This window comes from Myxococcus sp. AB025B (genome assembly GCF_006518215.1).
GTDB lineage: Bacteria > Myxococcota > Myxococcia > Myxococcales > Myxococcaceae > Myxococcus > Myxococcus fulvus.
Window position 1 is genome coordinate 1 of record NZ_SRLW01000301.1, and the last position, 12,009, is coordinate 12,009.

General features: G+C 69.9%; 9 protein-coding genes. 6 read left to right on the top strand and 3 right to left on the bottom strand.

The window, feature by feature from the left end; all coding sequences use genetic code 11:
• Positions 1-651 precede the first annotated feature (651 nt).
• The 4 genes from FL311_RS34810 (at position 652) to FL311_RS34825 (ending at position 4,199) form a co-directional block, all read left to right on the top strand.
• Entirely contained in the window at positions 652-1,122 is a 471-nt protein-coding gene (locus tag FL311_RS34810; RefSeq protein ID WP_194869482.1) for a Fur family transcriptional regulator, read from the top strand.
• 1 nt (position 1,123) lies between these two features.
• A complete protein-coding gene (locus tag FL311_RS34815) occupies positions 1,124-1,642 on the top strand; it encodes a TlpA disulfide reductase family protein (protein WP_141331997.1) in 519 nt (172 codons plus the stop codon).
• Between the two features lie 113 nt (positions 1,643-1,755).
• Positions 1,756-2,037: a septum formation initiator family protein gene (locus FL311_RS34820; RefSeq protein ID WP_046718030.1), complete on the top strand. Its 282-nt coding sequence runs from the start codon at positions 1,756-1,758 to the stop codon at positions 2,035-2,037.
• The gene (locus FL311_RS34825) at positions 2,034-4,199 is read left to right on the top strand and encodes a sensor domain-containing diguanylate cyclase (RefSeq protein ID WP_141331998.1); all 2,166 of its coding nucleotides are present in this window, start codon (positions 2,034-2,036) and stop codon (positions 4,197-4,199) included. Before FL311_RS34820 ends, FL311_RS34825 begins: the two co-directional genes overlap by 4 nt.
• A 61-nt stretch (positions 4,200-4,260) precedes the next feature.
• Here FL311_RS34825 and FL311_RS34830 read toward each other — a convergent pair whose 3' ends face one another.
• Positions 4,261-6,510 carry a di-heme oxidoredictase family protein gene (locus tag FL311_RS34830; RefSeq protein ID WP_141331999.1) on the bottom strand — a complete coding sequence of 750 codons (2,250 nt, stop codon included), beginning with the start codon at positions 6,508-6,510 and terminating at the stop codon, positions 4,261-4,263.
• 208 nt (positions 6,511-6,718) lie between these two features.
• On the opposite strand from FL311_RS34830, the gene FL311_RS34835 reads away from it, so the two are divergent.
• Entirely contained in the window at positions 6,719-7,507 is a 789-nt protein-coding gene (locus tag FL311_RS34835) for a class I SAM-dependent methyltransferase (protein ID WP_141332000.1), read from the top strand.
• Between the two features lie 15 nt (positions 7,508-7,522).
• On the opposite strand, the gene FL311_RS34840 is transcribed toward FL311_RS34835, so the two are convergent.
• Positions 7,523-8,311, bottom strand: a complete 789-nt coding sequence (locus tag FL311_RS34840) for a serine protease (RefSeq protein WP_141332001.1) — start codon at positions 8,309-8,311, stop codon at positions 7,523-7,525.
• Positions 8,312-8,402: 91 nt separating this feature from the next.
• Complete coding sequence (locus FL311_RS34845; RefSeq protein WP_141332002.1) at positions 8,403-10,112, bottom strand: HAD-IG family 5'-nucleotidase; 1,710 nt, start codon at positions 10,110-10,112, stop codon at positions 8,403-8,405.
• A 383-nt stretch (positions 10,113-10,495) separates the two neighbouring features.
• On the opposite strand from FL311_RS34845, the gene FL311_RS34850 reads away from it, so the two are divergent.
• The coding region (locus FL311_RS34850; protein ID WP_228557292.1) for a serine/threonine-protein kinase at positions 10,496-12,009 on the top strand (1,514 nt) is incomplete at its 3' end.

Sequence of the window (12,009 nt, forward strand, 5' to 3'; positions counted from 1 at the left end):
GGCCAGCTCCCGCGCCACGTCGTAGAAGCCGCAGGCCTGACGCTGCGCGGCGACGGCGGGGGCGGTGCCCTGGAGGATGTCCACCACGGCGAAGGGGCCGAGGGGGGAGGTCTCCGGCTCACCGTCGGTGAGGGCTCGGACCCGGAAGTCGTCGTCCTCGGCCAACAAGGCGAGTGCTTCCCGGACCTCCGGGGCGGGGGCCGGCGACTTCGCGCGCCGGCAGAAATCCGAGACGGCAACCGCCACGGGGGTGGGAACGTCGTCGGGCTGTCGTCTTCTCTGCCAGGGGCTGGTCATGGAAAGGTGCGGAAAAATGCTCGTTTACGAGGGCGGATGCCTCTATCTTCGCGGCCAGACAGGTGTCAATGAGCCAGTCCGACTCCATTCTAAACAGCCTGTGGCGGTTGCAAGTCGCGATGGGGGGCGAGCGGAGGGGGGAGGGCTTGCTGGCGCCGGCTGCCGGACGTTGCCGGCGGGGTAGGCTGGAGGTATCAGATGCCCCACGTCCGGAGACCAACAGTCGTCGCTGACGCTTTACTTCGAGGATGACCGGAGTCTGGGGCGGGGCGGGAAGCGCGCGATTCGCTCGGCGCGGTTACAACAAGGATGAGGAGGGGCGCCGCGAGGCCGGCCTCCTACCGAGGGATTTCCATGCAGGGCCACGAAGAAATCAAGGACAAGGACGAGGTGCTCGCCCGCTACATGGCCCAACACGGCCTCAAGAGCACCCGGCAGCGCAGCCTCATCATCGACACCTTCTTCGCCGTCGGCGGCCACCTTTCGGTGGAGGAGCTGTGGAACAAGGTCCGCTCACAGGACGCGAAGGTCTCCGTGGCCACCGTGTACCGGACCATGAAGCTGCTCAACGAGTGCGGCCTGGCCCACGCGCGCAACTTCGGTGACGGCCAGACGCGCTACGAGGCGGCGGCGGGGAGGGACCACCATGACCACCTCATCTGCACCCGCTGCGGCACCATCGTCGAGTTCGAGAACGACCGCATCGAGACGCTCCAGGACGCGGTCGCCCGAAAGCACGGCTTCACGGTGACGTCGCACAAGATGGAGCTGTACGGCTTGTGTCGTGACTGCCAGCGCGGTGGCGGCCCACCCTCGGAAGCGTGACATGCGGGCCGTCCTCCGGGTCGCGGCCTGTGCCGTCCTGCTGACCCTCGCGTCGGTGGGCTGTGCCGGGTCGCGGCCGGTGGACGCGGGGCCGGCCTTCCTGCACGCGCTGGCCCTGCCGTCGGTGGGGCCCACGCGTCACGACGTGGGCAAGCTGTCCGGCAAGGTCGTCCTGGTCTCCTTCTTCGCCACGTGGTGCTTCCCGTGCCTGGCGGAGATGCCGACGCTGGAGGCGCTCCAGCGCGAGTACGGCGCCCAGGGCTTCCAGGTGGTGGCCGTGGGCATGGACCTGGAGGGCGCCCGCGTGCTCCAGCCCTTCGCGGACCACTACGCGTCGCCGTACCCGGTGCTGCTCGCCTCCGAGCGCATCATCGATGGCCGCAGTCCCTTCGGCCCCATCAAGGGGCTGCCCACCACGGTGCTGCTCGACAGGCGTGGCCGCGCGGTGGCCGGGTGGCAGGGCGTGGAGGGGCACGCGGACGTGGCGAAGGCGATTGAGAAGCTCCTGAAGCAGGACTGACGGCTCCGAGTCACGCGGCTTGCGTCGCGCGCGAGTGAGGCCGCGTCGGCTGCTACAGGGCTGGAGCGGATTACTTGCGGGGGCAAGGCTCGCTGGTACCGTCCGTGGCGTTCATGACGGCACGAGGAAAGCTCCTGGGTGTGGCGGTGGGTGTGGCGGGGGCCTTGAGCCTGCTGTCGGTGGCGGACGCCAAGGGCTTCCGGCGCTACCTCTCCCTGCGTCAGGACGTGAGCGCGCTGCAGCAGCGCAACGCCGCCCTGGACGCGCAGAACGAGGCGCTGCGTCAGGAGATCGCCGCCCTGCGCAAGGACCCCGCGGCGCTGGAGCGGGCCGTCCGTGAAGAGCTTGGCTACGTGAAGCCGGGCGAACTCGTCTTCCACCTGGAGTCCCCATGACGTCGCTGAGCACGTTTCCGTCGCCCGGGAAGTTGCTGCGTCACGTCGTGCGGCTCATCCCCGCCGCGGCGGGCCTGTCCACCTTCGTGCACCTGGCGCGCGGGGGCTTCCGGGGGCTGCACACCCTGGAGTGGACCGAGGCCGGGCTGGTGCTGTTCCTGTTGGTGGGCATCGCCGTGGCGGCGTGGCGCCGGGCCATGCGCGGCTCGGTGGGCGCGGTCATCGACCTGCGCGACGACCTGGAGCTGGGCGGCGGGTTGATCGCCGCGGCGTTCATCGTCGTGGCCATCGGCGGCGGCGAGCTGTTCCCCATCGTCTATCTGTTGATGGCGTTCCTGGTCGCCTTCCTGCCGCGCAACGCGGGGCTGACGCTCTTGGGCGTGGCGCTGGTGTTCGACGGGCTGGTGACGCTGGGCGGCCCGTGGCCCAACCCGGCCAGCTTCGCGACGCACTCGGCGTTCCTCGTGCTCTTCGCGGGCCTGTACCACCTGGTGCTCGCCTCGCGCATCGCGGTGGCGCGCCGGGCGGAGAGCGACGCGGTGCAGAAGCGCATCCGCGAGGTGGAGGAGCGCGCGCGCACCTTCCGCCTGGTGAGCTCCGGCACGCAGGACAGCTTCAGCGGGATGAGCTCCGACGAGAAGTGGCTCGTCGCCTCGGTGAAGGAGATTGAGGGCGCGGTGCACGCCGCGCTGGAGATCGCCGAGACGGGGCTGCGCACGCACACCTGCGCGGCGTTCCTGCTCACGTCGGATGACCGGAGCCTGAAGCTCTACGACTGCCGCTCCGGCTCGGACCGGGTGCAGCGGGATCGCTTCGGGGCAGGGGAGGGCATCATCGGCGGCGTGCTCAAGCGCCGCGCGCCGGTGCGGATGAACTCGCCCCAGGGACTCAAGGGCGTCTCGTACTACGACGGCGGTGGGCCGGGCGTGCAGGCGCTGTTGGCGGTGCCCATCATCGAGGGCGGCGGGCTGGTGCGCGGCGTGCTCGTGGCGGACCGGCTGGGCAACGAGCCGTTCAGCGACCAGGACGAGAAGCTGTTGTCCACCATCGCCGGCGAGGTGCTGCGCTCCATCGAGGTCGAGCGGGTGATGAGCTACATCCGCAAGACGCGTGACGAGAAGGACCGGTTCTTCCGCGCCATCGAGGAGCTCAACCGCGCGGGCAGTCCCGAGCAGGTCTTCGTCGCGGTGCTGGAGAGCACCCGGCAGCTGGCGGGCCTGGACTTCTGCGCGGTGACGCTGGTGTCGGAAGTGGAAGGCAAGCGCATGCACCGCGTGGCGCGGATGACGGGCGTCACGGCGCAGGGCAAGGCGCTGGAGGGGCGCTCGTTCCAGGACAACAACGGCCTGGTCGCCAACGTGGTGCGCTACGGCGCGCCGCTGCCGGGGCGGGACCTGAAGGCGATGGACCGCCAGATCATCTTCGACGACGAGACGCAGATTCGCGGCCTGGGCGCGCTGAAGATCTTCCCGCTGGTGGCGGGCGACCGCATCCTGGGCACGCTGGTGGCGGGCTCGCGCAAGAAGGCGAACTTCGAGCAGGACGTGCTGCGGATGATCGAGGTCATCGCCATCCAGGCCGCGCAGGCGGTGCTGCGCGCGCAGCTCTACGAGCAGATGGAGCGGATGGCGACCACGGACGGCCTCACCGGCCTGTTCAACCACCGCACCTTCCAGACGAAGGCGGACGAAATCCTGGCGCAGGCGCGGCGCTACCAGCGCAAGTGCTCCGTCATCCTCACGGACGTGGACCACTTCAAGAGCGTCAACGACACCTACGGCCACCCGACGGGAGACCAGGTGCTCAAGGGCGTGGCGCGCATCATCAAGTCCATGGCGCGCGACACGGACATCGTCGCCCGCTACGGCGGCGAGGAGTTCGTCATCATCATGCCGGAGACGGACGCCAAGGGCGCGTACACCATCTCCGAGCGCATCCGCGAGGCGGTGAAGGCGGAGGTCTTCCAGACCGAGATGGGCCCGCTGCGCATCACCATGTCGCTGGGCATCGCCACCTTCCCGGACAACGGGATGGAGAAGCAGCAGCTCATCGACCTGGCCGACCAGTGCCTCTACCACTCCAAGCGCAACGGCCGGAACCAGTCGGTCACCGTGGCCATCATGCAGGGCGGTCGGAAGCTGCAGGCCGTCAACGAGGCTTGAGTCCTCCGAGCCCGGGGAGCCCGCGTGTGGCGGACTCCCCGAGCCCGGGATGAGGCTTCGGTTACAGCGTCTGGAGGAAGCGCAGCAGGGCGGCGCGGTCCGCGGCGTTCATGCCGGCGAACGCGTTGCGAGCGGCCTGACCCTCACCGCCGTGCCAGAGGATGGCCTCGGTGAGCGAGCGGGCGCGGCCGTCGTGCAGGTACGCCTCGCCGCCGCTGACGCCCGCCGTGAGGCCGATGCCCCAGAGCGGAGGCGTGCGCCACTCGGCGCCGCTGGCGATGCCCTCGGGCAGGTTGTCCGCGAGCCCCGCGCCCATGTCGTGCAGGAGCAGGTCCGTGTACGGACGGATCGTCTGGCCGCGCAGCTCCGCGTTCGGGTGGAAGGCGCTGGTGGTGAAGCTGGTCGCGTGGCACTTCGCGCAGCCGGCGTTCTGGAAGAGCGTCTCACCGCGCTGGGCCTGGGTGTCGCGCAGGTCGCGCCGCGCGGGCACGCCGAGCAGCGCCACGTAGCGGACCATCTTGTCCAGGTCCGTGGCGTTCAGCTCCTGGCTTGTGCCCGAGCACCCCTGCTGCGAGGAGCCGCAGTCCAGGGAGGGGAACACGGCGCTGGTGACGCCGATGTCCCGGTTGAGGGCCTCGGCCACCTGGTGCTTGAGCCGCGCGATGCCCGCCTTCCAGCCGAAGCGCCCCAGCCGCGTCTGGCCCGTCTCCGGGTCGACGACGGCCTGCATGCGGCCGGAGATGCCATCGCCGTTGCTGTCGTTCGGGTCCGCGAGCGCGGCCACGGACGTCTCCGGGATGGCCTCCAGCAGGCCCAGGCCCACCAGCTGCGGGGTGATGCGGGCCGAGTGGTTCGTCGGGATGACGTTGAGGAAGCTGTAGTTGGGCTTGCGCAGCTCGTACGGCGTGCCGTCCGCGAAGGTGCCGGTGCTCGTCGTCCAGCTGGCGATGCGCACGTCCGCCTCGGGCGTGCCGCTGGTGCTGCGCGGCTGGAGGCGGAAGCCGAGGAACGGGTCCGCCGTCACCGTGGTGCCGCTGACGCGTCCCACCTTCACCACGTAGTTGCCCAGCGTGGTGTTGACCGCGGGAGGCAGGCCCCGGCCGTTCTGGGTGTGGCACGCGATGCAGGAGCGGGAGATGTAGTTCGGCCCCAGCTTGTTCGCGTGCGCGGTGAAGAGCGGGTTGCCCGGCTCCGAGTGGCTGCCGTCGCTGAAGTCCGTGTGGTGCAGGCGACGTCCCTCGACGAAGGGCTGCGCGTTCACCGGCGCGATGTTGAGCGCCATCTGGAGGAACCGGTTCCTCGGCTCGTTGGAGTACGGGTAGTTCAGCGTGGTGCGGCCGCCGAGCCAGGCCGTCTCCGGCAGGGGGAACGAGTCGAGCACGGCGCCCTGGCCCTCGAAGGGGACGATGCCGGCGGTGCCGACGATGTAGAGCAGGGCGCGGCCGTAGTAGTTGAAGCGGCCTTCCACCGGTTGTCGAAGGAAGACACCGGCTTCGATCTCCATCCGGTCGCCCACCCGGATGGCGCGGCCCTCCTTGGCGTTGAAGTTGACGCTGGCGGTGTAGAGGTAGTCGTTCACCCGCTCGAAGGTGCCGTTGTGGAAGTACTCCGCCACGGTGTTGAGGCCGCGGAAGAAGGCGCGGAAGTTGGTGCCGTCGTGGGGGTAGACGGTGTGCAGGTTCACCTTGATCTGACTGCCGCCCTTGGCGACCTCGTCGATGATCTCGAGCCAGAAGGTGCGGTTCTCGAAGTAGCGCCCCAGGTAGTGGTCATAGGCCTGGTACTGCGACTCGCGGGCGTGCCTGTCGCGGACCCGGTCGCCCACGCGGGTGATGAGCGCGGCCGTCGTGTTCTGCGTGGTGGCGGGCTCCTGCGCGGTGCCGCTGTTGAAGAGCGGGACGATGTTCCCCACGTCGGGGGGAGGACCCGCGTCCTGCGGCCCAGGGCCCGCGTCCGGTGTCCCGGAGCCCGCGTCCGGCGTCTGCGTGCCGGCGTGCGTGTAGCGCGCCCAGGCGGTGTCGTAGGCGCAGTTGCACGCCACGTCCCAGTACGTGAACGAATAGTCGACGACGTCACCGGTGTTCAGCCCGCTCACCGTGTACTGGTTGCGGCCGTTCGTCACGGCCATCCGTACGTTGAGCTGCCCACCGTTGTTCACCTTGTAGTGGATGTCGGCCCACGACGTGGTGTCGATGAAGAAGATGGCGGACGAGCCAGACGGCTGAGCGCCATGGGTGGCGGCGCTCGCGGTGCTCGCCGCGAGGCCCGCCAACAGCAATGCCACGGCCATTCCTGTTGCTCTGTTACGCATGCGCGTTCTCCAGGGGGAACCTCCGCATGGTGGCCTCGGCTTTCTCCACCATCCGAAGGAAGTAGAGGTTTAGGCCGGTCAGACAAGAATTCCTATGATGTTCGGAAATTTTAGCTACTAGGGTCTAAATCCCGACATTCGTGCGAGGACGGACTTGCGTCCTGATGCGTTGCGTTGAGGTGGGCCTGGGGCAGGATGCGCGGCGTTCATGCAACCGGTGCCCTTGGCGGTGACGACGAGCAGCAAGGCGGACGAGGCCCAGCGCGAGGAGGCCCGGGCGGTGGCCGCGCGGTGGGGGCTGCCGTGGATGTCGCGCAAGCCGAAGGAGGGCATCGCCCCGTGGCTGGGCATCAAGGCCGAGGCCCTGCTGGTGGTGGGGGATGATGGCGTGACGCTGTGGGCGCCGGGCGGTTCCTTCGGGTTCCATGCGGGCATGGCGCACTTGAGGCGGCTGCGGCTGGCGGCGGGGGAGCCGGACACCTTCGTGCGGGTGGCGGAGCTGCGCGCCGGAGACGCGGTGCTGGACTGCACGCTGGGCCTGGCGCAGGACGCGCTGGTGGCGTCGCTGGCGGTGGGGCCCGCCGGGCGCGTGGTGGGCGTGGAGAAGAGCCTGCCGTTGTGCGCGGTGGCGTCGGAGGGCCTGCGGCACTTCGACCGGGGGCCGGACTCGTGCGCCATCGAGGTGCGGCACGCGGACGCGCACGCGTACTTGAAGGGGTTGCCGTCGGCGTCGTTCGACGTGGTGTTCTTCGACCCGATGTTCGGCAAGCCGAAGAAGGCGCAGGCCGCGTTCGAGGTGCTGCGGCTCTTCGCGGAGCACGCGCCCTTGACGGCGGAGGCGCTACAGGAGGCCCGGCGCGTGGCGCGCCGCTGGGTGGTGGTGAAGGGCGCGCGCTACTCGGATGACCTGCGCAAGCTGGGGATTGCTCCGGAGCCGACCTCGCGCTTCTCGGACGTCACCTGGGGCAGGGTGGCCGCGCTGCCCCAGGTGGGGTGAATCGCCGGGGCGGCGTCAGCCTGTGTAGGAGACGATCCACGTGACGTAGCTCGCCACGTTGGTGAACACGGTGAACTGTTGACATGCGCCCGTGCCATCCCAACTCATCAAGCCGTACAACGTCCCGTTCGAGGCGAGTGGGGCGCCCTCATCCCCCACGCAGGCCCCCCGGGCCTGGTTGACGATGCCCAGGCACAGCTCCGCCCCGCCGACCGGAGGGCGAGCGATGTTCGGTGCGCAGTTCGCGAGGGAATGGACGGGCATGCTCGCGTGCTGGAGCTGCGTGCTCACCGGGCCGCCTGTTCCCGAATGGCCCCAACCCGTGGCGGTGTGGAAGGTGCCCAGGGCCGGCGCGCTGGAGGGGAGGGCGATGGGGCTCACCGCGCTTGTCACCGTGAAGGGCGTGGTGGTCTGGATGACCGCCAGGTCATGAACGGGGGTGCCACCGAGCACCGTGAACGACGGATGGGGAACCCATCGCTGGGCGGTACGTGACTGCTGGGTGGGCTCGGTGACGTCTGTCCGCACCTCGCCCGCAATCAGCAGGAGCTCAGACGGGAGAAAGCCCGAGACGCAGCTCGCGGTGGTGAGGACCCATCCGGGCCGGACCAGCGCCCCTTCGCAGATGGAGGCCCCTCTGCCGAGGATGCGAACGTGATACGGGAATTGTCCGATGGCGGCGTTGGTGCCGCCCAGGATGGCCTGGGGCTCGGCCTCGAGCGGGTCGCGCCCCGACACCGCTGGCTCGCCGCAGCCCAGCACTCCAAGAGTCGCCGTCACCACGAACCACGCTTGTCTTGTCATATGCGCTCCGTGTCGGGCACCCGAGGGAGTGAGGCGAGAGTGCCCTCCCTCGGGACGCTTGCACGAATGCGCGGCCGGTGTCGAAACCGCGTCAGTCCTTCCCCGCGCCCTTCGGAGGTCCTTCGCCGCCCATGGGCGACAGGCGCGCGGAGAGCGCTCCGGCCTGCTCGTGGGGCATCTGGTCCCTGGGCGAGCGGTAGTACTGCATGGGTGAGTGGTGCAGGAAGTTCGACACGCGGCTGGTGTACAGACACGCGTACTGCTCCACCTGGTAGCCGAAGCGGCTGTTCTCGTTGCCCTCCTTGAACAGCAGGCCCCAGTACGGGTTGAAGCCCTCCTCGACGTCCTCCTCCAGCGTGTCCGCGATGTCCGTCGCCTCCTTCAGCGCGCGGCGCATCTTGTCCAGCTCCGACTTGAGCTGACGGCGCTGCTCCTCCGTCGCCTCGCGCTCCTCCGGCGTCAGCGGCTCGCGATCCAACCGACGCTCCAGCAGGTTCAAGAGCGTCTTGTGGTGGTTGACCTCGTCGTCCAGGCGCTCACGGAGGATCTCCATCTGCGTGAGCGTGCCGATCTCCTCCTGGCGCGTGGCCGTGTAGGTGATCTCGTCCTCGATCTCCTGGACGATCATGCACGTGCGCCACAGCGACGACTTCTTCGACTTGAGGATGTCGCCGTAGATGTGGTCGCCCACGTAGAGGATGTTCTCCCCGCGGTAACCGGTCAGCTCCTCGAAGCGCGCCAGGTTGCCACCCGAGTACACCTTGCCGCGGTCCAAGGTCGTGGCCTCGCCGAGGACGCGCCCCTCCTCGGTGGACGGATCCAGCTCGAGGAACGGACGGCCGTCGGTGAAGAAGCCCGGCTTGCCCGCCGCCGTCACCACCACGTCGAAGTAGTTGCGCCAGCTCGGGTACTCCGGAAGCTGCCCGTCCAGCAGGTACTTCATCAGCGCGTCCGTGTAGTCCCACGCGGAGTTCGTCAGCAGGAACAGCCGCTTCCCACCCGAGCGCAGCTTGTGCAACGCGGGCCCGAGCTCCGGGTCCAGGAACACGTAGCGCCCCAGGTCCTTGCGCACCTCGCGCTTGAGCGAGTTGTCCCGGTGCACCGCGTCGATGGCCTCTCGGATGTCGTCGTAGAGCTTGCCGTAGTCCACCTTCTGGCCCAGCGACTCCAGCAGCTCGATGATGCCCGCGAACAGGCACGTCTCCGGCAGCGCGAAGAGCGTGTCGTTCCACGCGAACTGCGGGTTGCGCAGCCGCACGCGCTTGTTGCGGTACAGCTCCCGCGAGACCTCCGACTTGAGCGGACGCAGCCCGTGGTACGCGCGGCCCACGTGGCCGAAGCGGTCCATCTTCAGGATGTTGCCGTTCACCCGGTCCACCGCCAGCCCACGCATCACGAAGTGATGGTCGTAGAGCAGGTGCCCCACGACGGCGGGGTAGTGGTACTCGCAGATGAGCTTGGCGAGCGTCATGTCGAACGACAGCTGCTCGAGCCGGCGCATGTGGTAGATGGCCAGCGTGTAGTCCATGTCGAAGCCGATGAGCTCGACGCCGGACATGCGCAGGTTGCGGTTGACGAACACCTCCCGCGCCCTCGGAACCGAGTCCCTCGGCTCGCGCCGGGTGGTGAGCAGCCGCGTCAGCGTCTCGTCTTCGAGCAGCTGCTGGGCATGGCGCTCGGCGGCCTCGGCGCGCGCGCGGTTGAGTGGAGAACGAAAGCTCCCGTGAAGCGGGTCCGGCGAGGGCCCGCCCGGGATCGGACGGAAGGGTGACAGGGTTGGAGCCACGGGACGTCGACACATAACACGCGTACGGGCCCACGGCTCGGTCCTTGAGGGCACCGCTGGGCCATGGCACGCTGACGGACCGCGATGCGTTCGCCCGCCCGACGTCAGCCCTCGAAAGCGCCCGAGGACCTCCATGCGCGCCTGGCCCACCGGGTCGCCGCGCTCGAGGACCGGGTGCGTCGGCTGGAGGCCCGCCTGCGTGCCGCGTCCGCCCCGCCCGCGCCCCGTGCGTCGCCCCGACGGGCGACCGAGCCCTCGGCGCCCGCGTCCCGGCGCGCGCGTCCCCGCTGTCCGGGTTGTACCCTGGAGCTGCCCCCGGGCCGACGCGGCGAGTCGTGCGTCTGGTGTGGCTTCGTCTTTTCCGCCGTGAGTCGGCGCCGCCCGGCACGAAAGAAGCGATGAGCGCCACCTACCGTCTGACGGGACGCATCGAGTCCGGAGAGCTCGCGGAGCTCTACGAGGCCGTCCAGGCTCCCTCGGGCGAAGTGGTGGTGAAGCTCTTCCACCCCAAGACCTCGGACCCCGCCTACGCGCTGGACCTGGCGGAGACGACGCGCCTGCTCCAGCCCGTGCGCCACCCGGGCATCCTCCACGTGGTGGACATGGGCGTCGTGCGCCAGCGGCTCGCCGTGGTGCGCGAGGACATGGATGGTTACCTCCTGGGCACCGCGCTCCAGCGGCTGCACACCAAGGAGGTCGTCCTCCCGTACACGGTGGCGCTCTACATCGTCATCCAGCTCCTGGACGCGGTGCAGAAGGCGCACGAGGCGGGCGTCGTCCACGGCGCGCTCACGCCCGGCAACGTGGTGCTGGGGCGCAACGGCACGCCCGCCGTCTGTGACTTCGGCGCCATGCGCGCGCTGCTCGCGGTGCCCCAGCTGCGCAAGTCCTTCGCGGGCCGCGGTCGAGGCACCTACCGCGCGCCCGAGGTGACGCGAGGGGAGGCCGCCACGGACGTGGCGGATGTGTATTCGCTGGGCGCCATCGCCTACGAGCTGCTCACCCAGCGCGAGCCGGTGGTGCCGGGCAGCGGCGGCGTCTCCACGCGGCGCAGCGAGTCGCTGCCTCCGCCCAGTCGGTTGGACCGGCGCATCAACAGCCGGTTGGATCCGCTCATCCTCCGCGCGCTGGAGCCCAACGCCGGGCGGCGCTTCCGCTCGTGCGGCGAGTTCTCCAACGCGCTCCGCAACTTCCTCTCGGCCAGCGGCGGCATGCCGGGCATCGAGGACGTGCGCCGCTTCGTCAACGAGCTGTTCCCCAACGAGGTCAGCGTCGCCAGCACGGCCCCGCCGTTCAAGGAGCCGTTCCAGCTGGAGCCCATCTCCGGCGCGGAGATGGACGACCTGGGCGCCGAGGAGCCCGAGGCCTCCATCGTCCAGCGCGCTCCCTACAGTCGGGCGCTCACGGAGGCGGAGGCCGGCGCGGAGACCCAGGAGTCCGTCCCAGGCTTCGACGAGTACCGACCCGAGGAGTACGAGCAGGACATCGCCTCCACGCAGACCCGCGTGAAGGACGCCCCCGCGCCCCAGGCCCCGGCGCACGGTGAGGACTGGACGGAGGGGACACACACCTCGGCGGTCGAGCAGGACTGGGATGCGCCTCCGGGCGCCGCGCCGCCCAAGCCGCGCCGTCAGCACGGGCAGCAGGGGACGGGCGCGGCGGTCCCCGGTGCGCGTCCGCCGGCGCGCAACGCCCGCATGCGCGTGGTGGAGGACTTCTCCGCGCCCTCGCCGCTGTCCGACGACGACGAGGAGTTCTCCGTCGCCGGTCGTCGCGCGGCGGCCCGCGCGAAGCGTCCGCCGCCGCCGGTGGAGAAGGGCCCTCAGACGCTGCCGGACCCCATGCCCGCGGTGGTCCGCCCGGGCCATCGCGCCGACAAGGCGGTGCCGGCGTCGACCTCCCAGGACATCCC

What these genes read in the sequence shown, in the direction of transcription:
- FL311_RS34835 (WP_141332000.1), top strand. Translation starts at nt 6,719, where the DNA reads ATGCAACCGGTGCCCTTGGCGGTGACGACGAGCAGCAAGGCGGACGAG.
- FL311_RS34815 (WP_141331997.1), top strand. Translation starts at nt 1,124, where the DNA reads ATGCGGGCCGTCCTCCGGGTCGCGGCCTGTGCCGTCCTGCTGACCCTC.
- FL311_RS34820 (WP_046718030.1), top strand. Translation starts at nt 1,756, where the DNA reads ATGACGGCACGAGGAAAGCTCCTGGGTGTGGCGGTGGGTGTGGCGGGG.
- FL311_RS34845 (WP_141332002.1), bottom strand. Translation starts at nt 10,112, where the DNA reads ATGTGTCGACGTCCCGTGGCTCCAACCCTGTCACCCTTCCGTCCGATC.
- FL311_RS34810 (WP_194869482.1), top strand. Translation starts at nt 652, where the DNA reads ATGCAGGGCCACGAAGAAATCAAGGACAAGGACGAGGTGCTCGCCCGC.
- FL311_RS34825 (WP_141331998.1), top strand. Translation starts at nt 2,034, where the DNA reads ATGACGTCGCTGAGCACGTTTCCGTCGCCCGGGAAGTTGCTGCGTCAC.
- FL311_RS34840 (WP_141332001.1), bottom strand. Translation starts at nt 8,311, where the DNA reads ATGACAAGACAAGCGTGGTTCGTGGTGACGGCGACTCTTGGAGTGCTG.
- FL311_RS34830 (WP_141331999.1), bottom strand. Translation starts at nt 6,510, where the DNA reads ATGCGTAACAGAGCAACAGGAATGGCCGTGGCATTGCTGTTGGCGGGC.